Below are 24746 nucleotides of genomic sequence, written 5' to 3'. Positions count from 1 at the left end.
GGCGCCGCTCAGGGCGCCGGGAGGGTTAGAAGCGCGGGGCCAGTGGGCTGCCGTCGAGGGAGCGCTCCTCGAGCAGCTTGCCGCCCAGGATGCGTTCGACGGCGGCGCGGCCGAAGACCCCCGACTCCTCGATGGTTTCATCGTCGGCGCTGGGGATGTCCTGCTCATAGGTGGCGGCGGCCGCGACGGCCCGGGCGGGCGCCTTGGCGCGTCCGGCCTCCGCCTCCGGGCTGTTCGACAGGCGCTGGTAGAGGCTCTGCCGGCCACCGGCCGGGGCGCCGACGGGCGCGGGGGCCGTCACCGGCGGGGCCGCCGTGAGGACGGCCGAGCCGCCGGTTGCCGCGGCTCCCTGCGGCGCGGCGTGCGGGAGGCTCCCGGAGGCTGGGGCCACCGGCGCGGGCGTGCTCTGCCGTGCAGGGGGCTGTGCCGTCGCGGGTTCGTAGCGGCGCGGTTCGGGTTCGGTGACGTGGAGTTCGGGTTCGGGCGTCGCTGCGGGACCGGCCACGTTGTGCCGACCCACGTTCAGCTCGGTGCCGACGGTCCACACGCCCGGGGACTGTTCGACGGCGCGGGCCCATGGATCCTGGGCGGGATCGGGCTTGGCCGTTCCGGCACCTGTACCCGCGTCCGCGGTCGTCGGAGTGGGGGCGGCAACGGGGGGGCGCTCGGCGGCCGGCGCCCGGCCGGGTGCCGGGTTGCCGCCGCTCACGGGCGTCGCGGTGGTCTGGACAGAGCCTGACGGCGACGGAGTCCAGTCTATCGGCGGCTCTTCGTCCAGCGGGGGAGCGTCCTCGTCGCGGGGCGGTCCCCAGTCGTCATCCGGGTCCGCGTACGAGCCGCTCCAGCCCTGGTCCGTGGGCGCCGGGGCGGAAGCGGGCGGCGGCTCGGGGGCGGCGGGTGCCGCGGGGGTCGATGCGGCTGAAGGTGCGGATGCCTCCGTCGAAGCGGCGCCGCGGTTTGCGGCGGGTGCAGCCGGAGCCGGCTGAGCGGGAGCGGACTGGATCGGTGCGGACTGCGAGTGCGCAGCCTGCGCCAAAGCGGAATGAGCCGGCGCAGCAACGGCGGCTTCGGCCGTCACAGGCGCTGCGGCGGCGGGCACCGGGGCAGCATCGCGTGGGGTTGCGGAGGCCGTCGCGGGCGCGGTGGCCGGGGCGGCCGCGGGGGCGAGGCCCCACGCTACATCGGCCGAGCTGGGGCCAGCAGCCTCGGGCTCAGTAGGCGCTTTTGGGTTTGGCTCAGAGCTCGCTGGGCTCTTGGACCCGCCGGCGACCGCGGTGATCTGGCAGTCGATGCCGATCGTCTTGTGGATCGCCTGGCGGAGGTTTTCGGCGTGGTCTCCGCGGCCGAAGGCCCCAGCCAGCCCGGCGGTGCTGAAGAGCAGCGTCAGGACGTGGCCCTCGACATGGCCCACCTGGGCGTTCGGTTCCACCAGGGCCCAGGTGCTCCGCTTGATCTTGGTCAGGGTCTGCAGGATTTCCGGCCAGGCGCGGCGCAGCACCTCCACATCGGGGCCCGAACCGGAGCCGGGTCCGGAAGCGGCGGGAGCGGCAGCCGGGGCGGCCTCGGCGGGCCGGGTGGCCCCCGGCGCGGCCGTCCCGGCGCGCACGGGAGCCGGGGTAGCTGCAGGTGTTGGCGCGGGAGCCGACGCCGGTGCCGGAGCCTGCGCCGGAGCCGCGGCGTTGTCGGCGCCGTCGTGGGCGGAATCCGCAGCGGCTGCCTGGCTCGGGGCCGGGGACTGGCGCGGCGGCTCGGCCGATACTGCCGAAGCAGGCACGGGAGCGGTCGACCGGGCGGCGGCGGGAGGCACCGCCTGGGTCGGGGCGGGGGCGGCCGGTTCCGGTGCCCGAACTACGGGGGCCTGGCTCTCAGCGGGTGCCTGGGCCGCGGGCGCCACTGCGGGAGCGGCAGCAGGCGGGTGTGCCGCGGCAGCGGGCACGGCTGCTGGGACGCCGCCGTCGGATCCGGCGTAGTTGAGGCGCCGCTCCACGCGGTCGATCCGGGCGGCGATGCCACGTTCGGTCTGCTCCGCGCTGGGCAGCAGGATGCGGGCGCACAGCAGTTCAAGGTGCAGCCGCGGGGAGGTTGCCCCGGTCATCTCCGTGAGCGCCGTATTGGTCACGTCCGCCGCGCGGGAGAGCTCGGCCGCGCCCAGGTTGTGCGCCTGGCTCTGCATCCGGGCGATCTGGTCCGCCGGCATGCCCCGAAGGATGGACTGGGCGCTCTCCGGCATCGCCTGGACGATGATGAGGTCGCGGAAGCGCTCCAGCAGATCCTCGACGAAGCGGCGCGGGTCGTGGCCGGTCTGGATCACGCGGTCCACGGCGCGGAACACCGTGGCTGCGTCGGCGGCGGCCACGGCCTCGACGACGTCGTCCAGCAGCGAGGCGTGCGTGTACCCCAGCAGGGCCACGGCCAGCTCGTAGTCCAGACCGTTGGGGCCGGCACCGGCCATCAGCTGGTCGAGGACCGAGAGCGAGTCACGCACCGAGCCGCCGCCGGCGCGGATCACGAGCGAGAGGACGCCCGGCGCCACCGGGACGTTCTCCTGCTGGCAGAGCTGCTCCAGGTACGCCATCAGGGGCTCCGGTGGAACCAAGCGGAACGGGTAGTGGTGGGTGCGGGACCGGATGGTGCCGATCACCTTGTCCGGCTCGGTGGTGGCGAAGATGAACTTGATGTGTTCCGGCGGCTCCTCGACGATCTTCAGCAGCGCGTTAAACCCTGCCGAGGTGACCATGTGGGCCTCGTCGATGATGAAGATTTTGTAGCGGTCCCGGACCGGCGCGTAGGTGGCCCGTTCACGCAGGTCGCGGGCGTCGTCCACGCCGCCGTGGCTCGCCGCGTCGATCTCGATGACGTCCAGGGAACCCGCGCCGCCGCGGGCCAGTTCCACGCAGCTGGGGCACACGCCGCAGGGGGTGTCGGTGGGGCCTTCGGCGCAGTTCAGGCAGCGGGCCAGGATGCGGGCGGAGGTGGTTTTGCCGCAGCCGCGCGGGCCCGAGAAGAGGTATGCGTGGTTGACGCGGTTCTTGCGCAACGCCGTCATCAGGGGGTCGGTGACGTGCTCCTGCCCGATGACATCCGCGAACGAATCAGGCCGGTAGCGGCGGTACAGGGCGGTAGTTACGGTCACGCTTAAACCCTACCAATCGGCACAGACATAAAAGACCCCTCATGCACCCGCCAGAGCCCGTTTACCCTTGCTACCTTCCGGTCCTGGGGGAGTTCAACAGGATGACGCCACATGAGGGGCCGTCGACTACTTTACCCGAGATCCCGGCCTGCCCCGAATTCGCTCCCAGGCAGGGGCCATTCACGCCCATCGGCACCCCGATTGGTCGACGGGCGGAAGTTCGGGTAGTCTAGTATCTGCTTTTGATTCAGAAGCAACTGGAGAATTCGCCTAGCGGCCTATGGCGCACGCCTGGAACGCGTGTTGGGTTAACGCCCTCGGGGGTTCAAATCCCCCATTCTCCGCGGTTGGCCCCGGTCCTATGGACCGGGGCCTTTTTGCGTCCTGGCTCCGGACCTGTCAGGCCCGGAATCCGAGACGGCGGAGCCGGGAGCGGGCGGCCAGTTCGCTCGGACCCGTCCGGCCGAGGGCCAGATGGACGACGCCGAGGGTGGCGCGGGTGATCAGCTTCACCGGCAGCGGCAGGGGCCCCAGCCGGGCGGTCCGCAGCCCGAGCAGCTCGCGGTACTCAGGTTCCAGGCTGGCCACCGCGGCGGCGAACAGCACGCGGTAGCCCGGCCGGAGGACCGGGTGCAGGGGAGGGTGGCGGATGAAATGCACGGTTTCGGCAACCATCGGCCCGGAGGTGAGCGTCCCGCCGTCGTACCAGTCGCGGAGCTCACGGCGCATCTGCCCGGCACTGACCGGGGGCGACTCAACCCCCATCAGTTCCCCGGCCTGAGCCCATTCGCGGACGTAGGCGTCCGGGCCGCCGGGAATCGCGGACCCGAACATGGTGTGCGCCGAGAGGAAAGCATCGGTGAAGGCGATGTGGATCCAGCGCAGCAGTTCCGGGTCGCTGGCCGCGTAGGACTTCATCTCTCCGGCGGCGTCCCGGTAGTCGCCTCGGACCGGTTCGTGCAGGCGCTGGACCCAGGCCGTGGCCTCTTTCGCCGCCGTCGTCGACCCGTAGGTGACGGTGAAGATCCAGCGGATGGTGCGGGCCAGGCGCCCCAACGGGTCCTCGCGGAAGTGTGAATGCTCGTGCACGCCGGTCAGGGCGCCGGGGTGGAGTGACTGCATCAGCAGTGCCCGGATCCCGGCCACGATTGCTGGCATGCCGCCGTGCACCGTCCAGACCGCCGAGCCTGGCAGGTGGTAGCCGGCGTCGTCGCCCTCCTCGAGACGGGCCACCCAGGGCGGCGCCACGTCCCGTGACCCGGTGAAGGTATGCCGGAGTTCGGCCTGGAAATTCTGCAGCATAGTGCGCATGGTCCATTCTGCGCCCGGATCCCGCCCTGCGGTACTTGGTGTTCGGCCCGCGACTACTGAGGTGCTACCCGAGTTTCAAGAAGGGTAGTTCGGACGGTTCACACCCCCTGCCGATTGTGGTCCCATGAAAAAGGTCAGCCCGCGTTATCGGCGGCTGAGGATGTGGGGTTTACATCGTGGGAAAGCACTGGGGAAACACGACCAGCGAACCAAAAACAAGAAAACGCGTCGTGGCGGTGCGCTGCCTGTCGGGAGGGTTTTGCCTCTCGCTGGCCGTGCTGACGTTCGGGGTCCATGGAGTCACCGGCGCGGGAACCGCCGTGGTCTCGGTCGGCGTGCCGGACAGGGATGTGGCGGTCAGCCCCACGTTGCGGCCCGGGGCAGTGTTCACCGCCGCGGCGGGAACGACGGCGGCCACGACGGGCGCGGCGCAGGCAGCGGCCGCCGGGGCGGTCACGGCCGCTGGCGACCCAGCCGCGGGCTTCACCACGGATCCCCGGGCGCTGGTGGCGTACTCGCGCTCCGCCGTGCTCACCGGTACCAAGGACGGCACGCCGGGGGAGCTCAACGTCGCGTCTTCCGGGTTGAAGCGGCCCGCGGAGGGCTTCCTCATGGCACCCCTCGAGGTCCTGAACCCGTCGTCGCCGTTCGGCCTGCGGACCAGCCCGCTATCCGGGGTGGCGGGGGAGTTCCACTGGGGCCAGGATTTCGCGGCGGCCTGCGGGACGCGGGTGTACGCCGCAGACGCCGGGGTGGTGCGCGCCGTGGGCTGGCACCCCTGGGGCGGCGGAAACCGGGTGGAGATCGACCACGGCAACGGCCTGATCACCACCTACAACCACCTGGAGGGGATCGCCGTGAAGAAGGGCGACTCGGTCCGGGTGGGTGAGGTGATCGCCAAGGTGGGCACCACCGGGTCCTCGACCGGCTGCCACCTGCATTTCGAGACCATCCTCAACGGAGTGCACAAGGACCCCCGGGACTGGACGTTCCTGCCCATCACGCAGACCGATCCGCTGGGCCCCCTGGAGATGACCAGTTACGCGCCCGACGCCGGGCTGCCCTCCAATGCCTCGCTGGGTTGGGCTATCCCGGTCTCCGACGATGGCCGGCACGAGGTCGCAAACGGCGCCCAGGAGATCCCCGCCGCCCTGCTGCCGCAGCTGCCCGGCTACACCGCCTCCTACTCGCCCTCGCCCTCACCGACGGCGGATGCCCTCTCACCCACGCGACCGCCACCGTCCGCTGCCGGGCAGGCGCCCGGCACCTCGGCGCCGGTGACCTCCGAGCCGGTCACCGGGGCTCCGCCGGCGACCGGCACCACGACCGGGTCCCCGACTACGAGTACGCCGCCTGCAAGCACCACGCCGCCGGGGACAACGCCCCCGCCCACCACCCCTCCGCTCGGCTCGGAGCCGCCGTCCACACCGCCGCCGGTGACCACGCCGCCTGCGCCCCCGGCGACTACCCCGGCCCCGCCGCCGGTGACGGAGGCCCCGCCGCCTGTGGTGACCCCGCCGCCGGTCGTGGAGGTCCCCCCTCCGCCGCCGCCGGTGGTCGAGCCGCCTCCGCCGCCACCGCCCGTCGTCGAGGTGCCCCCGCCGGCCCCTGCGCCGCCGCCGGTGGTCACACCGCCGCCGGTGACCTCGCCGGCCCCGGAACTCACCGCCCCGCCCGTCACCGCGGATCCCGCGCCGAGCGGCACTCCGGCCCCCACCGGCACGGTCACCCCCTGACCGCCTGACTCCCGGCCCCTTGGCCCTCCGGCGGACGGCCACCCATACCGCCGCCCGTCGGCGTCGAATTACGGTTGTGACCACGCCGGGCTATGCTTCCGGCACGCCGACTCGACGCCCGGGAGGACCCCGCCATGACCGACCTTTTCTCCGTTCCGCTCACCCTCAACGACGGCACCGAAACGGACTTCGGCCGCTACCGTGGGCAGGTGGTGCTGGTGGTGAACGTTGCCTCGCAGTGCGGCTTCACGCCCCAGTACGCCGGCCTGCAGGCCCTGCACAACAAGTTCGAGGACGAGGGGTTTACCGTGCTGGGCGTGCCCTGCAACCAGTTCGCCGGCCAGGAACCGGGCAGTGACGCGGACATCGCCGAGTTCTGCGATCGGAACTTCGGCGTCACCTTCCCGCTGACCGCCAAGGCCGACGTGCGGGGCAAGAACCAGCACCCGCTTTACGCCCGCCTCACCAAGTTCAAGAAGGGCCTGCTGCCGGGCTTGGTGAAGTGGAACTTCGAGAAATTCCTGATCAACCGCGACGGCGAGATCGTCGCCCGGTTCGCCCCCACCGTGGAACCGGATGCCCCGGAGGTGATCGAGGCGGTGCAGGCCGCGCTCGCCTAAGGCACCGGTCGGGACCCTCGGCCCGCAAGGGCCCGAGGGGCCTATCCTTACGCGTCATCCCGTCCTAGACTGGCCGGACCCTCCGACGTTCGGGCCGGTTCGCGGCTTTCTTGCGGCGCCCGCCGGCAGCGTTATCGACGCTGGCCAGGAGGGTGCATCAGAACGCTTCGTGAATCACAACTGGGCACTCAGCATTGGGGTCCGTGAAACCAGGAGGAAAGTGATGACAGGAAACAAAGCCGTTGCCTACAAGGGGCCAGGAAAAGTCGAACTCATCGACATTGACTACCCCACTTTCGAACTCAAAGACGGACCAGGCGTCAATCCGGCCAACGTCGGCCGGCAGGTGCGCCACGGCGTCATCCTCAAGACCGTCGCGACGAACATCTGCGGATCGGACCAGCACATGGTCCGCGGCCGCACTACCGCCCCCGCCGACCTGGTGCTGGGCCACGAGATCACCGGCGAGGTCGTCGAGGTCGGGCCCGACGTCGAGTTCATCAAGGTCGGCGACATCTGTTCGGTGCCCTTCAACATCGCCTGTGGACGCTGCCGCAACTGCAAGGAACGCAAGACCGGCATCTGCCTGAACGTCAACCCCGACCGGCCCGGAAGCGCCTACGGCTACGTGGACATGGGCGGCTGGGTGGGCGGCCAGGCAAACTACGTCCTCGTCCCGTACGCGGACTGGAACCTGCTGAAGTTCCCGGACCGGGACCAGGCCCTCGAGAAGATCATGGACCTGACCATGCTCTCGGACATCTTCCCCACCGGCTTCCACGGCGCCGTGACCGCGGGCGTCGGCGTCGGATCCACCGTGTACGTCGCAGGCGCCGGGCCGGTGGGCCTCGCAGCCGCCACCAGCGCGCAGCTGCTCGGCGCCGCCGTCGTCATCGTCGGCGACATGAACGAGGACCGGCTCAAGCAGGCCCGGAGCTTCGGCTGCGAGACGGTCGACCTGTCCAAGGGCGGACCGGCCGCGCAGATCGAGCAGATCCTGGGTGTCCCCGAGGTGGACTGCGGCGTGGACGCGGTCGGCTTCGAGGCCAAGGGCCACGGACACGACGCCAAGGAAGCGCCGGCCACGGTGCTGAACTCCCTGATGGACATCACGGCCGCCGGCGGCGCGCTCGGCATCCCCGGGCTCTACGTCACCGGCGACCCGGGCGGCATCGACGAGGCGGCCAAGAAGGGTGCGCTCTCGCTCAGCCTCGGTACTGGCTGGGCCAAGTCGCTGAGCTTCACCACCGGCCAGTGCCCGGTGATGAAGTACAACCGCGGCCTGATGATGGCGATCCTGCATGACAGGGTCCACATCGCCAAGAACGTCAACGCCAAGGCGATCGCCCTGGAGGACGCACCGAAGGGCTACGCCGAGTTCGACGCCGGCGCCGCCACCAAGTACGTGCTGAACCCGAACGGCTACCTCAGCTAGGGCCCGTCCCACCGGGTGATCTACGGTCCGGCGGCCTCCTTCCTGCACCAGGGTGCGCAGGTAGGAGGCCGCCGGATTACTTAATCCGCACGCGTAGCCGTGCCCGTTTTCAAAGCTGCCTACCTGAGTTTGCCCACGTCCAGCCGGAAATCTGGTTGGATAGAAGGTACTGAGAGGGATCGCTGGGGGGACCGCCTCCACCCAACCAGGAAGGTTGCAATGGAGCTCATCGAGGCCGAGCACCCACGGCCACGCCATTTCCTACTCCACGTCAGTGACGCGCACCTGCTGGGCGGTTCCGACCCGCTGCACGGCGTCGTCGACAGCGAGGCCCACCTGCGCCAGCTTTTCGAGGAAGTCCGAGCCTCCGGCGCGCGCCCGGAGGCGGTGATTTTCACCGGTGACCTGGCCGACCGCGGGGAGGCCGACGCCTACGCCAAGCTGCGCCGGATCGTCGAACCCGCCTGTGAGGCCATGGGCGCGAAGATCATCTGGGCCATGGGCAACCACGACGACCGGGCCAACTTCCGTACCGGCCTGCTCGACGAACCCGCCCACGACGCCCCGGTGGACCGCAGCTACTTCCTGGACGGGTTGCGGATCATCACCATGGACACCTCGGTGCCCGGCTTCCACCACGGCGCCCTCAGCCCCGAACAGCTCGACTGGCTCGCCGCGGAGCTGGCCACACCGGCTCCGGACGGCACCATCCTGGCTTTGCACCACCCGCCCGTCCCGTCCGTGCTGGACCTGGCGGTGCTGGTGGAACTGCGCGGCCAGGCGGCCCTCGCCGCGGTGCTCCGGGGCACGGACGTGCGCACCATCCTTGCCGGGCACCTGCACTATTCGACGTCGGCCACGTTCGCCGGCATCCCCGTCTCGGTGGCCTCCGCGACCTGCTACACCCAGGACCTGAACGTCCCAGTGGGCGGCAGCCGCGGCCGGGACAGCGGCCAGGCGTTCAACCTGGTCCACGTCTATGAGCACACCATCGTGCACTCGGTGGTCCAGCTGGGCGAGGTGCTGCCGCCGGTGGGAGAGTTCGTCACGGCGGAGGAAGCCACCCGGCGGATCGCCGCGGCCGGCATCCGCATCCCGGACCAGGGCCGGCCGGAGAACCCGTCGTCCTCCGGGGACCGGAGCATGACGTTCCTGAACTAGGCCTCCGCCCCAAGGTCAGCCGGTCCGGGAACGTCCCGGTTACTTCTCCCAGGGGGCCTTGATCGGGAAGTACTTCTCCAGGAAGTCCGTCACGATCTCGGCGCGCTCCTCGGCGGGGACCTCCGGGAAGCTGCCGTCGTTGAGGCAGAAGAAGTTCATATTCCGCTTGGAGAGGAGCTTGGGCAGGTAGTTCAGTCCCGCCCGGGCGGTGGTGTCCACGTACCGCACCTTGGCCGACGTCTGGGTCACGGCCCGGCCGGTCAGCAGCGCGTAGTAGTGGTAGAACGAGTTCGTCACCGAGATGTTGTCCGCGGCACGGAACCGGCTGGCCGCCGTACGGGCGAACTCCTCCGGGAACTCCTGCTCCATTTGGGCGGTCACGCTGCGGCGCAGCGGCGCGGCCGTGTGCTCCAGGTGGCGCGTGGTGATCCGGCCGAAGCGGTTCCACAGCAGCTTCCGGTTCACCCGGGCCGCGTTCTCGAACCCGCTCCGCTCGGCGTCGTTGTCGCCCAGGCCGATCCGGGTCTCCGCCTCGATGAACTTGGTGATGCCGCCCGGGGTGAAGAACATGTCCGGGCCCACGGTCCGGCCGAAGAACATGTCGTCATTGGAGTACAGGTAGTGCTCGGAGAGGCCCTCGATGTGGTGGAGCTGGCTCTCGACCGCCTGCGAGTTGTGCGTGGGGAGCACCGACGTGTCGGCGAAGAACTCCTCGCTGCGCACGATCGTCACGGCGGGGTGGTCGGCCAGCCATTCCGGGGCGGGGGAGTCCGTGGCGACGAAGATCCGCCGGATCCACGGGGCGAACATGTACACGGACCGGAGCGCGTACTTCAGCTCGTTGATCTGCCGGAAGCGTGCCTCGTGGTCGTCGCCCTCACCGACGACGACGCCGGCCATCCGGGCCTTGCGCGCGGCGATGTACTCCGGGGAGGAGCCGTCCACCCAGGAGAAGACGATGTCGATGTCGAAGTTGATGTCGCTGGCGTGGTCGGCGAACATGTTCTCGATCGTGGGCCAGGTGTGGCCGTAGCGTTCGACCGTGCCGCGCACCGCGTCCTGGGCCAGCAGGGTCCGGCGGGTCAGGGAGTTCTCGATCGGCAGGATCAGCTGGTCGCCCTCGAAGCTCCAGAGTTCCAGCTGCACGCCCGCGGAGGCGCCGAATTCGAGGCCGCCGTTGGGTTCCACGCAGGGCCGGTAGAGCCGGAAGATCCGGGCCTGGCGGTTCGGCGAGAGCTCGCCGTCGGCCACCAGGACAGAGGACTTCTTCTTGGCGTCCACGGTCATGGAGTAGAACGGCTCGTCCCGGCAGGCCTCCACCAGGGCGGCGCGCAGTTCCCGGCGGTTCTTCCAGTCCACGGCGATCACCGGGCGGTGGTTGTTGCCCCGGACCAGCAGGTAATCGATGTCGGCACGGACCAGCACCTCACGGACGAACAACAGGTCCTCGACCATCGACTGGTACGGGGTGCGGTTTTCATTGATCAGCGCGTAGCGGCCGTGCCTGCGGACAATGTCGCTGCGCGTTCGGAACCTGGCGACGGCTGCCGCTGATGTGACCTCGGCGTGGGCGTGGTCGTCCTCGGTGGCCTGGCTGCCGTAGTAAATCTCGTCCTGGATCAATGCGTCGGTGATGTCGATTCTCCGTTTTCCTGACTGGTCTTCGTGCTGGCCGCTTTGCTACTCGCATGATATCGCGGGCCGCCAAAACGGGCCGTCACACCGGCTCCGTATCAGCCGGCCAGGGCGGCCCGCCAGTGCCGCAGGAAGGCCGCGCCGGCGTCGTCGTGGATGACGTCCGCGCCCAGCCCGAGGTCCGCCGCGGTGAGCACCTCGTAGGGCTTGACCGGGATGCCGTCCGCCGGCCGGACATCCACGTGCTTGACCGGGTGGTCGTTGTGGAAGAGCCAGTCGGCCATGGCGTAGTCGGTCCGGGAATCGCCCACGGTCCGCCACGCCTGCGGGGTGATGCCCTGGGCGGCCAGCAGTTCGACGGCGCGGCTGGCGCCGAGGTCTTTGCCGAGCCGGACGGACTCGATGTCGGTGGAGATGATGGTGGGGTCGACGCGGTAGTCGATCGCGTCGTCGCTGTCCGGGACGTGGCGGTCCAGCCGGACGACGCCGAGGCCGTGCCGCTGCATCAGGTCCATGGCGTCGGCGTCGAACAGCGCCTGTTCGGCGCGGTAGTCGGCGTTGGCGACGTCGACGTGCTGCTCCACCGAGACCATGGCGCGCTTGGTTTCGTCGAAGAACATGTGCGCCGCGTAATCCTCGGCCACGAGCCGACGGACGTCGTCGCCGAACGCGGCCGGGACGGCGAGGGCGTCATCGACGTGGACGGTGCCGGGGCCAGCCGCCGTGTAGCTGAACCAGACGGCGCCCTTCTCGCAGATCGCGTGGACGGTCAGGCCGGCGGGCATGCCTGCGGCGAGCATCGGGTCCATGACCTGCTCGCGGATGAAGGCGTCCGAGCGGCCGGTGTTGAAGATGACGGGGATGCCGGCGGCGGCGAGGGCCAGCAGGTCGGCGATGATGCCGGGGGTGACGGTGCGGGTGACGGGGCTTGCGATGGGGCCGTCGACGTCGAGCAGCAGGGCCAGCGGCGGGGTGGAAGCCTCGGAATCTCTCATGCCTTCATTCTCTCAGCCGTGCAGGGGGCCGCGGATGGTCACTGTTTGGCCACAACCTCCGGCGCCGGGGCTCCTTGGATTCCCCTGACCCGGGTTGTTCCATAGGCTTGCATGGTGATCTTCAAAGCTGTGGGCGAGGGACGCCCTTACCCCGACCATGGTTTCCATACGCCCAAGGACTGGGCGGCACTGCCGCCGCGCCCCGTCCGGCTGGACGAACTTGTGACCACCAAGCGCACCCTGGACCTCGAGGCCCTCTTGGCCGAGGATTCCACCTTCTTTGGCGACCTTTTCCCGCACGTCGTGGAGTTCCGCGGGGTGCTGTACCTCGAGGACGGGCTGCACCGGGCCGTCCGCACCGCGCTGCACCAGCGCACCGCCATCCACGCCCGTGTCCTGGTGGTCAATGGCTAGGAAGCCGCAGGACCCGACGGTTCTGCATGGGCATCATGTGGTGACGGGCTCGGACCTGCGGGCCACGTTTGTCGAAGAGGACGAACTCGAGAACCCGGACCGGATGCGGCGCCGGATCCTCCACGGGGTGGTCCTGGTGCTGCTGGTGGGGCTGCTGGTTGCCGCCGTGGTGGTGGCGATGGCCATCCAGAACGGCCAGATCAAGATTCCGACGGCGGAGCGGAGCCACGCCGCGGTCTCGGCCTGCCCCGAGGCCACCTACGACTACGTTCCGCACGAGAAGATCCGGCTTAACGTCTATAACTCCACCAACCGGCCGGGGCTGGCGAAGACCGTGGCGGATGAGCTGGTGGCAAGGAAGTTCGCCGTCGGTACGGTGGGCAACACCGAGTCCGGCTTCCACGGGGTGGCGCTGGTGGTGTCGGGCGCGGCGGGCCAGTCCTCGGCCTTCAGTGTCCAGCGGAACCTGCCCGGCTCCGACTACGTCCAGGACGGCCGCACCGACGCGACCGTGGACGTGATCCTGACCGGTGACTTCAAGGACCTGGCCAAGCCGGAGCTGGTCGACCAGACCCCGGGCAAGCTCAGCTGCCCGCGGGAGACCCGTCGCGAGGCGGATGCCCCGGCGACGCCGGTGGTCCCGTCCGTCGTGCCGGCCAGCCCCAACCCCTAGCGGGATATCGCCAATTTCACTGGACCGTCGAACCCGCTGAACTGTCAGGCCGAGACGCGCACGGGCTGCCCGGCGTCGTCGAACCGCGCGCCCGCGCCGAGCTGGACGAACCGAACCGTCCGCGCGATCCGTGCTTCCGCCTCGGGATCCGCCCCGGCCCCGTCGCCGCGGGCGGCGCTGGAGGAGAGCGTTCCGTGGATCAGCTGGGCGAGCTGCCCGATGTCCGCGTCCGGAAGGTAGTGCTGGGCGACGCCGTCGCGGAGGATGTCCTGCAGCAGGACGCTGAGTTCGCCCACGTGGTCCGCCAGCTTCGCGAAGGATGCGGGGGAGAGGACGGCGGCCATCGCCGGGCCCGGCGGCAGGTGCCGGCGGCTGAGGTCCGCCACCTGCGCGCGGACGTATAGCGCCAGGCGGTCCACCGGGTTGTCCAGGCCGGCCAGTGCCTCGCGGAGCTCCACCAGGAAACGCTCGGTCTCGTCCAAGGCGTAGGCGATGAGGAGCTCTTCGATGTCCGCGTAGTAATTGTAGACGGCGGTGCGGCCGATCTGGGCGTGCCGGGCGACGTCGGTCATGGTCAGCCCGGGGAGCCCGTGCGTGAAGAGGAGCTCGCCGAAGGCGGTGAGGATCCGCCGCTGGGTCTCGGCGCGTTGGGCGGCGTTGCTCGCGGCCGTAATCCTGGGCATACGGACACTTTAGCGCGATCTGTCAGTAAAGTTCCGGCGGGCTGCTCGTCAGCCCTCCCACCCCGCCGTCGGCCCTCTGCTCGTGACGCGGAAATATCACTTGCCGGAAACGCCGCCGAAACGTGGGCGGGGCAAGCTGGGGACCATGGGAGCCCCGACGGCGGGGCGGACGCTGGGGAGGAGCATTTTTATGGAGGACAACGGGACGGCCGTGACGACGTGCGCGGAGCTGTCGGTGGGGGACGACGTCGAGGCCTGGCACAACGGCAGGCTTTTCCACCGCGGTCGGGTGACCCAGACGGTGCCCCTGATGGAGCTCTTCTGGATCCTCGATTCCCGGACCGGGGCGCGGAAGCTGCTGGACGTCGAGGCACTGGACATCATCCGGTGCGTACCGGATGCGGCGGGCCGCGCCGTGGATCTGGCACAGCCCGCCTGAGGGTCGCTTAGCCTGACGGTTGCTTAGATTGCGCAGCCGTCCGGGCCGCAGACCGCACCGTCGGCGCCGGCGGCGTCAACCATCACTAGCGGCTGGCTCTCCTGCCAGGCCTGGTCAAGGGCCGCGCTGAACGTCTCGGCCGGCTGGGCGCCCGAAATTCCGTACTTCCGGTCGATCACGAAGAACGGCACGCCGCTCACGCCCAGAGCCCGGCCCTCAGCGATGTCGTTGCGGACGGCGTCGGAGTACTTATCGGTGGTGAAGAGTTCGTCGACCTCGGCGGCGTCAATCCCGAGCTCGAGGCCCAGCGAGGTGAGGTAGGACCGGTTGCCGATGTCCTGGCCGTGCTCGAAGTGGTCGCTGAGCAGCCGTTCCTTGGCGACATCCTGCTTGCCGTGGGCCGCCGCGAGGTGGATCAGGCGGTGGGCCGCAAAGCTGTTGGCCACCACCACGTCGCCAAACTTGTAGTTCAGCCCTTCCCCGGCGGCCTGCGCGGCCACGTGGTCGAACATGCCGGCGACCTGCTGCGGGTCCAGGCCCTTCCGGGTGCTCAAGTAGTCCAGCTCGGTGCCGTCATAGTGCTCCGGCAGACTCGGGTCCAGCTGGAAGCTGCGCCACTGCACCTCCACGGAATCGCGGTGCGGGAAGGCGGCCAGGGCGGTTTCGAAACGACGCTTGCCGATGTAGCACCAAGGGCACGCGACGTCGGACCAAATCTCAATCTTCATGCTCTCGACAACCGCGATGCCCCTCGGGGCATTCCCGGACGACGACGGCGGAGCGGCTCAGTCCGCGAGCGGACGCTCCAGCACGAAGTCGTGTTCCACAGTGTCGCCCAGGCGGAAGGACTTGGTGCCTACCTGCCGGAAACCGGACTTTTCGTAGAACCGGATGGCCCGTGCGTTCTGGCTGTTGACCCCCAGCCAGAGCCCGCGGGCACCGGTGGCGGCCGCGGCGGCGACGCTGGCCCGCATCAGCTCGGCGGCCGCGCCGACGCCGTGGTGGTCCGGGTGCACGTAGCACTTGCTGAGTTCGGCGGCCGGGGTGAGGCCCAGGGCGGAGGCCACGTCCGGATCCTGCGTCGGCCGGTCCACCAGCAGGCTGTAGCCGCGCAGGGCGCCGTCGACGTCGAGGACCAGCACCGTCACGTCCGGGTCGGCGAGGTAGTCCCGGAAATTCCGCTCGCTCAGGGTGTTGGCAATGTGCGCCGCAATGTCCTCCGGCCGCGACTCGGGCGGGCAGGCGAGCGGGAAGGTGACGGCGGCCAGCCCGGCCAGGGCGCCGGCGTCCGCGGGGATGGCTTTCCGGATCAGGTGGGTCATAGCAAAACCCTAGTCCCGGTGTCGGGCGATGAGTCAGTCGAACGGGTACGGCCGGTGCCGGGTGCGTCATCTGGCCGCGGCGGGGGCCCGGCACCGGGACGCCGTGATAGCAATGGGATTGATGAAAACATATTTCAGCCGGCCCGTCACGGCTCCGACCGAAGGTGCCCGCCCCGGGCGGGTGCTGTCGTGATGGCCGCCGCCAGACAGCCCAAGGCCTGGCTGATCATGCTGGCGATCGGACTGATCGCCCTGAACATGCGCGGCCCGTTCGTCGCGGTCGCCCCCGTGGTGCAGAACATGCGTACCGACCTGGGCTTCTCGCCGGTGGAAATCGGCTTCCTGACCGGCATCCCCGTGCTGTGTTTCGCCCTCGCGGCCCCGCTGGCCTCGCTGACCGGGCGGAAGCTGGGGCCCGAGTTTGCCGTGACACTGACCCTGCTGGGTGTGCTGCTCGGCGTCGTCGTCCGCTCCTCCGGCGGCGGCGCGCTGGTGATGCTCGGCACCGTGATCCTGGGCATCGCCATCACGATCGGCAACATCGTGGTGCCGCTGATCATCCGCCGCGACTTCAGCCCCGCACGGCAGGGTGCCGCCATGGGTACCTACACCGCGGCCCTGAACATCGGCTCTTTCGTGACCTCGATGGTGACCGCCCCGCTGGCCGAATGGCTCGGCTGGCGCCCGGCAATCGCGGCCTGCGCGCTGTTCGCCCTCGCCGCCGCCGCGGTCTGGGCGCTCGCCGTCGGGCGCCGCTCGATCCGCCCGGAAGCGATCCCCGGCTCGGACCCCGCCAAGGCAACCGGCGCACCGGCCTCACCCTGGATCACCGTGGCCCTGACGGCGGGCTTCGCCGGCCAGGCCTTCTCCTACTACGGCGTTACCGCCTGGCTTCCCAGCCTGCTGGCCGACGAAATCGGCCTGGCCCCCTCCGCGGCCGGCGCCGGCTCCTCGCTGTTCCAGATCCTGGCGATTGCCGGTGGCCTGGGCGTGCCGCTGGCGGCGCGATTCGCGTCGACGACGACGGTGGGGCTCACCCTGGGCGCCCTGTGGCTGACCGTTCCCGTGGGTCTGCTGCTGGCCCCGCAGCTGTGGTGGCTGTGGTCCGCCCTCGGCGGCGTGGCCCAGGGCGGCGGCATCACCCTGATCTTCATCGCCATCATTCAGCTGGCGCGCGACCAGGCCTCCGCGGGCCGGCTCTCCGCTATCGTCCAAGGCGCCGGCTACTCCTTCGGCGCCGTGGCCCCCACCCTGATGGGCTTCGTCCACGGCGTCTCGGCCTCCTGGACCGGACCGCTGCTGATGATCCTCGGCTCCGTGGCCATGTTCAACATCGGCTGCGCCCTCTCCCTGCGGCACATCCCGAAGGCCGCGCACTAGGAACCAACACGTCAGGCCCACGACCCGGGTTCGGGTCATGGGCCTGACGTATCCGTTCGACGCCGTTGTCGGGCGGGAAGGGGTTCCGTTGCCGGGCTGCCGCCCCGGATTTCGGGGGGCCTGTTGCGAAGGGCGTGGCGGCCCGGCGGACGGAATTCTGTGCGGGCGATCCTGTGCGGGCCCGCAGGTTAGGCGGCCACCAGGTCCGCTGCCTTGATGGCCGAGTCGGCACCGTCGCGGGCCTCGTGCAGATACCGGTCGTAGGCGGGCAGGGTCAGGAAGGCCGGGAACTCGTTGCTGAGGGTGACCTCCTCGAAGATGTCGCGGGCGTCGGCGAACCGGTCCCCTTCGAAGCGTTCCAGCTTCGCGAATTCCTCGTCCAGCATGTCCTCGATCCAGTCGCGGGTGATGACGTCGCCCTGGTCCGTGATGGCCCGGGAGAAGATCCACTGCCACAGCTGCGAGCGGGAGATCTCGGCGGTGGCGGCGTCCTCCATCAGGTTGTGGATGGCCACTGCGCCGTTACCGCGGAGCCAGGATTCGATGTAGCGGATGCCCACCTCGATGTTGATCCGCACGCCGCGTTCGGTGATGGTGCCGGTGGTGGAGGCGATGTCGATCAGGGCGCGGTCGTCGGGGGTGACGTCCTCGCGGAGCCGGTCCAGCTGGTGCGGGCGTTCGCCGAGGACGCCGTCGAACACCTCGCGGCACACCGGCACCAGGTCCGGGTGCGCCACCCAGGAGCCGTCGAAGCCGTCGGCAGCGTCGCGGGTCTTGTCGGCACGGACCTTCTCCAGGGCGATGGCGTTGGCCGCCTCGTCCTTGCGGTTGGGGACGGCCGCGGCCATCCCGCCGATCGCCACGGCGCCGCGCTTGTGGCAGGCGCGCACCAGCTGTTCGGTGTAGGCCCGCATGAACGGCTGGGTCATGGTGACCTGGTCACGGTCCGGCAGGACGAACCGCGGGCCCCGGGTCCGGAAGTTCTTGATCAGCGAGAAGATGTAGTCCCAGCGGCCGGCGTTCAGCCCGGCGGCGTGCTCGCGCAGTTCGTAAAGGATCTCCTCCATCTCGAAGGCGGCGGTGATGGTCTCGATCAGCACGGTGGCGCGGATGGTGCCCTGCGGGATGCCCAGCAGGTCCTGGGCCAGGATGAAGATGTCGTTCCAGAGCCGGGCCTCGAGGTGGTTTTCGATCTTCGGCAGGTAGAAGTAGGGGCCCTTGCCCTGGGCCATTAGCCGCCGGGCGTTGTGGTAGAAATGCAGGCCGAAGTCGACGATCCCGCCGGCCACCGGCACGCCGTCGATCAGCATGTGCTTCTCCGGCAGGTGCCAGCCGCGGGGACGGACCACGATGGTGGGCAGTTCCTCGGCGGGGCGCAGCTTGTACTCCTTGCCCTCGGGGGAGGTGAAGTCGATCCGGCGCTCCAGGACGTCGGTGAGGTTCAGCTGGCCCTGGATGACGTTGCGCCACGACGGCGTGGAGGCGTCCTCCATGTCCGCTAGCCAGACCTTCGCGCCGGAGTTCAGCGCGTTGATGGCCATCTTCTTGTCCACCGGGCCGGTGATTTCGACGCGGCGGTCCTCCAGCCCGGGTGCCGGGGGAGCGACCCGCCACTCGGGGTCGTTGCGGATGGCGGCGGTTTCCGGGAGGAACCGGGGATCCTGGCCGCGGGTGATCTGCTGGCGCCGGTCTCGCCGGGCCTGCAACAGCTCCTGCCGCCGCTCCGCCGTCGCCCGGTGCAGCTTGGTGATGAAGGCCAGCGCGTCCGGCGTCAGGACCTCGCTCTGCCGGCAAATCGGCTGGGCGGTCAACGTGATGCCGTTGATGGTGAAGTTGTCAGTGAAGCTGTTCATTTCATTTGCTCCTCAATGCAAGAAGGAAGTTCGACGGCGGTTGGTGACGTACGCACGAGGTCGAAGGTGCCGGTGTTGCGGCAGCCTGCGTAAAAGGGGCCCTGCGGCCGGCGTCGTCCTCGCTCAGCGAGGTCGAGGCCGGCCGTGGGGAATAGCAGGCAGAGCAACGCCGGACCGAAGGCCGGACGCAAGCGCCGCCGTCGTAAGCGTTAGTGGAACTGGCCTTCTTCGGTGGATCCCACCAGGGCCAGGGTGGATGCGTTCGGGTTGAGCGCGGTGGCGATGTCGTCGAAGTATCCGGTGCCGACTTCGCGCTGGTGCTTGGTGGCGGTGTAGCCGCGTGCTTCGGAGGCGAATTCCTTCTCCTGCAGCTCGACGTAGGCGCTCATGCCTTCCCGGGCGTAGCCGTGGGCGAGGTCGAACATCGAGTAGTTCAGGGCGTGGAAGCCGGCCAGGGTGATGAACTGGAAGGTGAAGCCCATGGCGCCGAGTTCGCGCTGGAACTTGGCGATGGTGTCGTCGTCGAGGTGCTTGCGCCAGTTGAACGACGGCGAGCAGTTGTAGGAGAGCATCTGGTCCGGGAACTCGGCCTTGACGGCCTCGGCGAACTTGCGGGCCAGGGCGAGGTCCGGGGTGCCGGTCTCCATCCAGATCAGGTCGGAGTACGGGGCGTAGGCCTTGGCGCGGGCGATGCAGGGTTCGATGCCGTTGCGGACCTTGTAGAAGCCCTCGGCGGTGCGCTCGCCGGTGATGAATTCCTGGTCCCGCTCGTCGACGTCGGAGGTGATCAGGGTGGCTGCCTCGGCGTCGGTGCGGGCGATGACGACGGTGGGGGTGCCGGCGACGTCGGCGGCCAGGCGGGCCGCGTTCAGGGTGCGGACGTGCTGCTGGGTGGGGATGAGGACCTTGCCGCCGAGGTGGCCGCACTTCTTCTCCGAGGCGAGCTGGTCTTCCCAGTGCACGCCCGAGGCACCGGCCTGGATCATGGACTTCATCAGCTCGTAGGCGTTCAGCGGGCCGCCGAAGCCGGCCTCGGCGTCGGCGACGATCGGGACCATCCAGTCCTCGACGGTCTGGATGCCCTCGGAGAACTCGATCTGGTCGGCGCGGAGCAGGGCGTTGTTGATGCGACGGACCACGGTGGGAACCGAGTTAGCCGGGTACAGCGACTGGTCCGGGTAGGTGTGGCCGGAGTTGTTGGCATCCGCGGCGACCTGCCAGCCTGATAGGTAGATGGCGCGGAGGCCGGCCTTGACCTGCTGCACGGCCTGGTTGCCGGTCAGGGCGCCGAGGGCGTTGGTGTACTTGCCTTCCTTGTGCTCCCCGGTGAGCTGCTTCCACAGCTTCTCGGAGCCGCGGCGGGCCAGGGTGTGTTCTTCGGAGACCCGGCCGCGGAGGCGGACGACGTCGGCGGCCGAGTAGTCCCGAGTGACACCTTCCCAGCGCGGGTTGGCAGCCCACTCGAGCTCCAGGGCGGCAGCCTGCTCGGTGGCGGAGTCCTGGGCGGACGGCTGCTGGTTGGGCTCAAATGCTGCGGTCATTACTGATCTCCTTTGATGGCCCGGGCCGGTGGGGCCGCCTCTTCGCGGGGACCCGCCGGATATTCCGGAGCGGTGAAACTTTCTGTGGGATCTACTTTTCTGCAGTTCCAAGAGGCTTTCTAGACGAAACCTCTGGAAAGAAATGCAGTTCTTCCCGTATTCTCAAAAAATGCATCCGAGCAGCTGGAACCGGCAGACCGCAGCCCCCGCCCTCCCCGCCGAACCCGAGGTGGACGTGATCAGCATGGGCCGCCGCGTCCGGCACCTGCGCAAGGCGGCCGGCCTGACCCTGGACGACCTGAGCGCCGCCGTCGGCACCGCCCCCAGCCAGCTGAGCCTGATCGAAAACGGCAAGCGCGAACCCAAGCTGGGGCTGCTGCAGCACCTGGCCTCGGCGCTGGGCGTCAGCATCGACGAACTGCTCGGCGCGGAGCCGCCCAACCGGCGCGCGGCCCTCGAAATCGAGCTGGAACGCTACCAGCGCAGCCCGCTCTATGAATCCCTGAACCTGCCCAAAATCCGCATCAGCTCGCGGCTGCCGATGGATGTGCTGGAGTCGATGGTGGGCCTGCAGCACGAGCTGGAGCGACGGCTCAACGAGCAGGTGGCCACCCCCGAGGAGGCCCGCCGGGCCAACGGCGAACTGAGGGCCATGATGCGGGAGCGGAACAACTACTTCCCCGAGTACGAGGCGGAGGCGCAGAAGGTCCTCGCGGCCGTGGGCCACACCTCCGGTCCGCTGTCCCACCACGTCATCGCTGACATCGCCGCGCACCTGGGTTTCAGCCTGCACCACGTCGGTGACCTGCCGCATTCCACCCGGTCCGTGACGGACCTGAAGAACCGCAGAATTTACCTCACGCAGAACGCCCGCAGCGATCACGACCCCCGGTCGGTGCTGCTGCAGGCCCTGGGCCACTACGTCCTGGGCCACCAGACGCCCACCAACTACGGGGACTTCCTGATGCAGCGGGTGGCCACGAACTACTTCGCCGCGGCGCTGCTGCTGCCGGAGAAGGCCACGGTGGAGTTCCTGCAGCGGGCCAAGCAGGCCAAGGAAATCGCCGTCGAGGACATCCGGGATGCCTTCGCCGTGTCCTACGAGACGGCCGCGCACCGCTTCACCAACCTCGCCACCGAGCACCTGGACCTGCGCACCCACTTCCAGAAGACCCACAAGAGCGGCATCATCTACAAGGCCTACGAGAACGACGGCGTGACGTTCCCGCAGGACCACACCGGCGCCATCGAGGGCCAGCCGTCCTGCCGGAACTGGACCTCGCGCGTGGTGTTCGATGTCCCGGACAAGTTCAGCGCCTACAACCAGTACACGGACACCCCCGCCGGGACCTACTGGTGCACGGCCCGGACCGAGCGCTCCGCAAACGGCGAATTCTCGCTCTCCGTGGGGGTGCCCTACGCGCAGGTGAAGTGGTTCCGCGGCCGGGACACCACCGAGCGGTCCAAGTCCACTTGCCCGGACGAGAGCTGCTGCAAGCGCCCGCCCGCCGCCCTGGCCTCGGAGTGGGCCGGCAACGCCTGGCCCTCGGCCCGCGCCCACTCGCACCTGCTCGCCGCCATGCCGCCCGGCGCCTTCCCCGGCGTGGACGAGACCGAGGTCTACTCCTTCCTGCAGGCCCACTCCGGTTCCTGACGCTCCCAGCCCTCCTCCCGACGCTCCCTCACGTTCGGGGAAGGTTTGTCGGCGGGGCGACTATTGTGGCCAGTGTCAGCTCATCGACTTACACCCCGGGAGCGTGCACTATGGCCAAGGAACTTGCCACCCAGCTTGTCGAACAACTCCAGGCTGCCGGCGTGCAGCGGATTTACGGGATCGTGGGCGACAGCCTCAACCCGATTGTGGACGCCGTCCGGAAGACCGGCGGGGCCGCGAAGGGCGGCATCGACTGGATCCACGTCCGGCATGAGGAGGCCGCCGCGTTTGCCGCCGCGGCCGAGGCCCAGCTGACCGGCAAGCTTGCCGTCTGCGCGGGCTCCTGCGGCCCGGGCAACCTGCACCTGATCAACGGACTGTACGACGCCAATCGCTCCGGCGCTCCCGTCCTGGCCATCGCCTCGCACATCCCGAGCAAGCAGATCGGCAGCAGCTTCTTCCAGGAGACCCACCCGGACCGGCTCTTCAACGAATGCTCGGTCTACTCCGAACTCATCAGCACCGCCGAACAGGCCCCGCGGGTGATGCACAGCGCCATCCAGCACGCCACGGCCCTCCGCGGCGTCGCCGTCGTGACCCTGCCCGGTGACATCGCCGGGCTGGAGGTGGCGGCCGAGACCCCGGCCCCCGCGGCGTTCCGGCCGGCGGTGATGGTCCCGGACCCCGCCAGCGTGCGGGAGCTCGCTGACGCCATCAACGACGCCGGCAAGGTCGCGATCTTCGCCGGCGCCGGCGTCGAGGGCGCGCACGACGAGGTGATCGCCCTCGCGGAACTGGTGAAGGCGCCGATCGGCCACTCGCTGCGCGGCAAGGATTTCATGCAGTACGACAACCCCTACGACATCGGCATGACCGGGTTGCTGGGCTACGGGGCGGCAGCGGAGGGAATCGAAGACGCGGACCTGTTGATCCTGCTGGGCACCGATTTCCCGTACGACCAGTTCCTGCCCGGGACCAGGACGGCGCAGGTGGACCGGGCCGCCGAAAACCTGGGCCGGCGCACCGACGTCGACGTCGCGGTCCACGGCGACGTGCTCCCCACCCTTGCCGCGCTGATGCCGCTGGTCACGCCGAAGAAGAGCCGCCGCTTCCTGGATGCGATGCTGAAGAAGCACGACCGGCTGATGAACAAGGCCGTCGGGGCGTACACGCGCAAGGTGGAGAAGACCCAGCCCATCCACCCCGAGTACGCGGCGTCGCTGCTGGACCAGATCGCGGCCGAGGACGCCGTCTTCACCGCCGACACCGGGATGTGCAACGTCTGGACCGCCCGCTACATCAACCCGCTGGGCACCCGGCGGCTGATCGGCTCCTACCTGCACGGCTCCATGGCCAACGCGCTGCCGCACGCCATCGGCGCGCAGCTGGCCTACCCCGGCCGCCAGGTGGTCTCGGTCTCCGGCGACGGCGGCCTGTCCATGCTGCTGGGCGAGCTGATCACGGTGGCCGCACACCGGCTGCCGGTCAATGTGGTGGTCTTCAACAACTCCACCCTGGGCATGGTGAAGCTGGAGATGCTGGTGGACGGCCTGCCCGACTTCGGCGTGGACGTCCCGGACGCCAACTACGCGCAGGTGGCCCGGGCGCTGGGCTTCCACGCCGTCCGGGTCACCGATCCGGCGAAGATCGCCGACGCCTACCGGGAAGCGTTCGCCCACCCCGGCCCGTCGCTGGTGGAGCTGATCACGGACCCGAAGGCACTCTCGATCCCGCCGAAGATCAAGGGCGCGCAGGTGCTGGGCTTCGCCACCGCCATGTCCAAGGTGGTGCTCAACCGCGGCGCGGGCGAGGCCGTCAGCATGGCCCGCAGCAACCTTCGGAACATCCCGCGACGGTAAGGCGGCTGCTGCGGCTGCTGCGGCGGGGCCGCGGGCGGCATCTTCGCCCGGTTAGCGCGGGCCGCCCTGCCAGAGGGCGTCGAACGGGGCGCCGGAGGCCACCCGGTTGCGGATGCCGGCGGTGACGAAGTCCTTCGCGGCGCGGGCTGCCTCCAGCGGGGCGGCGCCCTTGGCCAGTTCGGCGGTGACCGCTGCGGCCAGCGAGCAGCCGGCACCGGACACGGCGACGTCGCCGACCTTCGGCGCGGAGAGCACCTCGAGGGTCTCGCCGTCGTAGAAGACGTCGACGGCGTCGGGTCCGGCCAGGCGCACGCCGCCCTTGGCCAGCACGGCGGCGCCGCTGAGTTCGTGGATGCGCACGGCCGCGGCCTTCAGGGATTCGACGTCGGTGATCTCCAGCCCGGAGAGCGACTCGGCCTCGAAGTGGTTCGGCGTGACGAAGGTGGCCAGCGGCAGGATCTGGGCCTTGAGCGCCTGGTCGGTGTCCAGGGCGTGGCCCGGCTCCTGGCCCTTGCAGATGAGCACGGGGTCCAGCACCACGTTGCGGAAGGCGCCCTCGGACAGGGCGGTGGCGACGGTGGAGATGGTGTCGGGGCTGCCCAGCATGCCGATCTTGACGGTGTCCAGCACCGACGGCGCGCCGGACCCGGCGCCGTAGGCCGCCGTCGTCGCCTCCAGCTGGTCGGCGATGACCTGCTGGTCCACCGGCACGAAGCGGTGGTTCCAGTTGTCCTTCGGGTCGAAGGAGACGATGCAGGTGAGGTTCACGATCCCGAAGACACCGAGTTCCTGGAAGGTCTTCAGGTCCGCCTGCGCGCCGGCGCCGCCGGTGGCCTCGGAACCGGCGATGGTCAGGGCGACGGCGGGGGTGGTCTGGGTGTCCACGGCGTTGGAAGTCATGG

At 69.6% G+C, this 24746-nt stretch carries 20 protein-coding genes, 1 tRNA gene and 1 other RNA gene; 11 read left to right on the top strand and 11 right to left on the bottom strand.

The features are described from left to right. Positions 1–25 precede the first annotated feature (25 nt). A complete protein-coding gene (locus AB0305_RS14485) occupies positions 26–3133 on the bottom strand; it encodes a DNA polymerase III subunit gamma and tau (RefSeq protein WP_364136426.1) in 3108 nt (1035 codons plus the stop codon). A gap of 27 nt (positions 3134–3160) precedes the next feature. Next, positions 3161–3257, bottom strand: an RNA gene (gene ffs / locus AB0305_RS14480) — signal recognition particle sRNA small type. Positions 3258–3392: 135 nt separating this feature from the next. Between ffs and AB0305_RS14475 the strand changes: the two genes are divergently transcribed. Beyond that, positions 3393–3477, top strand: a tRNA-Ser gene (locus AB0305_RS14475). 55 nt (positions 3478–3532) lie between these two features. Here the strand turns inward: AB0305_RS14475 and AB0305_RS14470 are convergent. Continuing rightward, entirely contained in the window at positions 3533–4444 is a 912-nt protein-coding gene (locus AB0305_RS14470) for an oxygenase MpaB family protein (protein WP_364136428.1), read from the bottom strand. 230 nt (positions 4445–4674) lie between these two features. On the opposite strand from AB0305_RS14470, the gene AB0305_RS14465 reads away from it, so the two are divergent. From AB0305_RS14465 to AB0305_RS14450, 4 genes are all read left to right on the top strand, one after another. Then, positions 4675–6180, top strand: a complete 1506-nt coding sequence (locus tag AB0305_RS14465; RefSeq protein WP_366173245.1) for a peptidoglycan DD-metalloendopeptidase family protein — start codon at positions 4675–4677, stop codon at positions 6178–6180. 134 nt (positions 6181–6314) lie between these two features. Further along, entirely contained in the window at positions 6315–6800 is a 486-nt protein-coding gene (locus AB0305_RS14460) for a glutathione peroxidase (RefSeq protein ID WP_290256728.1), read from the top strand. A 223-nt stretch (positions 6801–7023) separates the two neighbouring features. Further along, positions 7024–8235 carry a formaldehyde dehydrogenase, glutathione-independent gene (gene fdhA, locus AB0305_RS14455; protein ID WP_364136432.1) on the top strand — a complete coding sequence of 404 codons (1212 nt, stop codon included), beginning with the start codon at positions 7024–7026 and terminating at the stop codon, positions 8233–8235. Positions 8236–8454: 219 nt separating this feature from the next. Then, positions 8455–9396: a phosphodiesterase gene (locus tag AB0305_RS14450; protein ID WP_364136434.1), complete on the top strand. Its 942-nt coding sequence runs from the start codon at positions 8455–8457 to the stop codon at positions 9394–9396. A gap of 39 nt (positions 9397–9435) precedes the next feature. Here the strand turns inward: AB0305_RS14450 and AB0305_RS14445 are convergent, their stop codons facing one another. Then, positions 9436–10851, bottom strand: a complete 1416-nt coding sequence (locus tag AB0305_RS14445) for a stealth family protein (protein ID WP_364136689.1) — start codon at positions 10849–10851, stop codon at positions 9436–9438. Positions 10852–11129: 278 nt separating this feature from the next. Further along, positions 11130–12026: a hypothetical protein gene (locus AB0305_RS14440; protein WP_364136436.1), complete on the bottom strand. Its 897-nt coding sequence runs from the start codon at positions 12024–12026 to the stop codon at positions 11130–11132. A 114-nt stretch (positions 12027–12140) separates the two neighbouring features. Between AB0305_RS14440 and AB0305_RS14435 the strand changes: the two genes are divergently transcribed. Both AB0305_RS14435 and AB0305_RS14430 read left to right on the top strand, forming a co-directional pair. Next, positions 12141–12440 (top strand): type II toxin-antitoxin system VapB family antitoxin, encoded by a 300-nt coding sequence (locus tag AB0305_RS14435; RefSeq protein WP_290257291.1) that lies wholly within the window; start codon positions 12141–12143, stop codon positions 12438–12440. Then, the gene (locus AB0305_RS14430) at positions 12433–13113 is read left to right on the top strand and encodes a LytR C-terminal domain-containing protein (RefSeq protein ID WP_364136438.1); all 681 of its coding nucleotides are present in this window, start codon (positions 12433–12435) and stop codon (positions 13111–13113) included. Before AB0305_RS14435 ends, AB0305_RS14430 begins: the two co-directional genes overlap by 8 nt. Before the next feature lie 44 nt (positions 13114–13157). Here the strand turns inward: AB0305_RS14430 and AB0305_RS14425 are convergent, their stop codons facing one another. Continuing rightward, positions 13158–13796, bottom strand: coding sequence for a TetR/AcrR family transcriptional regulator (locus tag AB0305_RS14425; RefSeq protein WP_364136440.1), 639 nt, complete (start codon positions 13794–13796; stop codon positions 13158–13160). A 190-nt stretch (positions 13797–13986) separates the two neighbouring features. On the opposite strand from AB0305_RS14425, the gene AB0305_RS14420 reads away from it, so the two are divergent. Then, the gene (locus AB0305_RS14420; RefSeq protein ID WP_364136442.1) at positions 13987–14235 is read left to right on the top strand and encodes a hypothetical protein; all 249 of its coding nucleotides are present in this window, start codon (positions 13987–13989) and stop codon (positions 14233–14235) included. Positions 14236–14258: 23 nt separating this feature from the next. Here the strand turns inward: AB0305_RS14420 and AB0305_RS14415 are convergent, their stop codons facing one another. Together AB0305_RS14415 and AB0305_RS14410 are read right to left on the bottom strand one after the other, a co-directional pair. Beyond that, a complete protein-coding gene (locus tag AB0305_RS14415; protein ID WP_364136444.1) occupies positions 14259–14963 on the bottom strand; it encodes a DsbA family oxidoreductase in 705 nt (234 codons plus the stop codon). Positions 14964–15020: 57 nt separating this feature from the next. Beyond that, entirely contained in the window at positions 15021–15557 is a 537-nt protein-coding gene (locus AB0305_RS14410; protein WP_364136446.1) for a GNAT family N-acetyltransferase, read from the bottom strand. Between the two features lie 192 nt (positions 15558–15749). On the opposite strand from AB0305_RS14410, the gene AB0305_RS14405 reads away from it, so the two are divergent. After that, positions 15750–16937 carry an MFS transporter gene (locus AB0305_RS14405; RefSeq protein WP_364136448.1) on the top strand — a complete coding sequence of 396 codons (1188 nt, stop codon included), beginning with the start codon at positions 15750–15752 and terminating at the stop codon, positions 16935–16937. Between the two features lie 188 nt (positions 16938–17125). Here the strand turns inward: AB0305_RS14405 and aceB are convergent, their stop codons facing one another. Both aceB and aceA read right to left on the bottom strand, forming a co-directional pair. Further along, entirely contained in the window at positions 17126–18790 is a 1665-nt protein-coding gene (aceB, locus tag AB0305_RS14400) for a malate synthase A (RefSeq protein ID WP_364136450.1), read from the bottom strand. Positions 18791–18999: 209 nt separating this feature from the next. Next, complete coding sequence (gene aceA, locus AB0305_RS14395) at positions 19000–20331, bottom strand: isocitrate lyase (protein WP_364136452.1); 1332 nt, start codon at positions 20329–20331, stop codon at positions 19000–19002. Between the two features lie 142 nt (positions 20332–20473). Between aceA and AB0305_RS14390 the strand changes: the two genes are divergently transcribed. Together AB0305_RS14390 and AB0305_RS14385 are read left to right on the top strand one after the other, a co-directional pair. Next, positions 20474–21985, top strand: a complete 1512-nt coding sequence (locus AB0305_RS14390; protein ID WP_364136454.1) for a helix-turn-helix domain-containing protein — start codon at positions 20474–20476, stop codon at positions 21983–21985. Positions 21986–22095: 110 nt separating this feature from the next. Beyond that, a complete protein-coding gene (locus AB0305_RS14385; RefSeq protein WP_364136456.1) occupies positions 22096–23844 on the top strand; it encodes a pyruvate dehydrogenase in 1749 nt (582 codons plus the stop codon). A gap of 51 nt (positions 23845–23895) precedes the next feature. Here the strand turns inward: AB0305_RS14385 and AB0305_RS14380 are convergent, their stop codons facing one another. Then, the gene (locus AB0305_RS14380; protein ID WP_364136458.1) at positions 23896–24744 is read right to left on the bottom strand and encodes a hydroxymethylpyrimidine/phosphomethylpyrimidine kinase; all 849 of its coding nucleotides are present in this window, start codon (positions 24742–24744) and stop codon (positions 23896–23898) included. Between the last annotated feature and the right edge of the window lie 2 nt (positions 24745–24746).

The organism is Arthrobacter sp. NPDC080086 (assembly GCF_040702285.1).
This window is presented reverse-complemented; position numbering and strand designations above follow the sequence as displayed.

Bases quoted from the DNA above. Each gene is read 5' to 3' on its own strand.
- aceA (WP_364136452.1), bottom strand. From the start codon at position 20,331: ATGACCGCAGCATTTGAGCCCAACCAGCAGCCGTCCGCCCAGGACTCC.
- fdhA (WP_364136432.1), top strand. From the start codon at position 7,024: ATGACAGGAAACAAAGCCGTTGCCTACAAGGGGCCAGGAAAAGTCGAA.
- AB0305_RS14380 (WP_364136458.1), bottom strand. From the start codon at position 24,744: ATGACTTCCAACGCCGTGGACACCCAGACCACCCCCGCCGTCGCCCTG.
- AB0305_RS14410 (WP_364136446.1), bottom strand. From the start codon at position 15,557: ATGACCCACCTGATCCGGAAAGCCATCCCCGCGGACGCCGGCGCCCTG.
- AB0305_RS14415 (WP_364136444.1), bottom strand. From the start codon at position 14,963: ATGAAGATTGAGATTTGGTCCGACGTCGCGTGCCCTTGGTGCTACATC.
- AB0305_RS14425 (WP_364136440.1), bottom strand. From the start codon at position 13,796: ATGCCCAGGATTACGGCCGCGAGCAACGCCGCCCAACGCGCCGAGACC.
- AB0305_RS14420 (WP_364136442.1), top strand. From the start codon at position 13,987: ATGGAGGACAACGGGACGGCCGTGACGACGTGCGCGGAGCTGTCGGTG.
- aceB (WP_364136450.1), bottom strand. From the start codon at position 18,790: ATGAACAGCTTCACTGACAACTTCACCATCAACGGCATCACGTTGACC.
- AB0305_RS14470 (WP_364136428.1), bottom strand. From the start codon at position 4,444: ATGCGCACTATGCTGCAGAATTTCCAGGCCGAACTCCGGCATACCTTC.
- AB0305_RS14405 (WP_364136448.1), top strand. From the start codon at position 15,750: ATGGCCGCCGCCAGACAGCCCAAGGCCTGGCTGATCATGCTGGCGATC.
- AB0305_RS14385 (WP_364136456.1), top strand. From the start codon at position 22,096: ATGGCCAAGGAACTTGCCACCCAGCTTGTCGAACAACTCCAGGCTGCC.
- AB0305_RS14430 (WP_364136438.1), top strand. From the start codon at position 12,433: ATGGCTAGGAAGCCGCAGGACCCGACGGTTCTGCATGGGCATCATGTG.
- AB0305_RS14390 (WP_364136454.1), top strand. From the start codon at position 20,474: ATGCAGTTCTTCCCGTATTCTCAAAAAATGCATCCGAGCAGCTGGAAC.
- AB0305_RS14440 (WP_364136436.1), bottom strand. From the start codon at position 12,026: ATGAGAGATTCCGAGGCTTCCACCCCGCCGCTGGCCCTGCTGCTCGAC.
- AB0305_RS14445 (WP_364136689.1), bottom strand. From the start codon at position 10,851: ATGGTCGAGGACCTGTTGTTCGTCCGTGAGGTGCTGGTCCGTGCCGAC.
- AB0305_RS14450 (WP_364136434.1), top strand. From the start codon at position 8,455: ATGGAGCTCATCGAGGCCGAGCACCCACGGCCACGCCATTTCCTACTC.
- AB0305_RS14460 (WP_290256728.1), top strand. From the start codon at position 6,315: ATGACCGACCTTTTCTCCGTTCCGCTCACCCTCAACGACGGCACCGAA.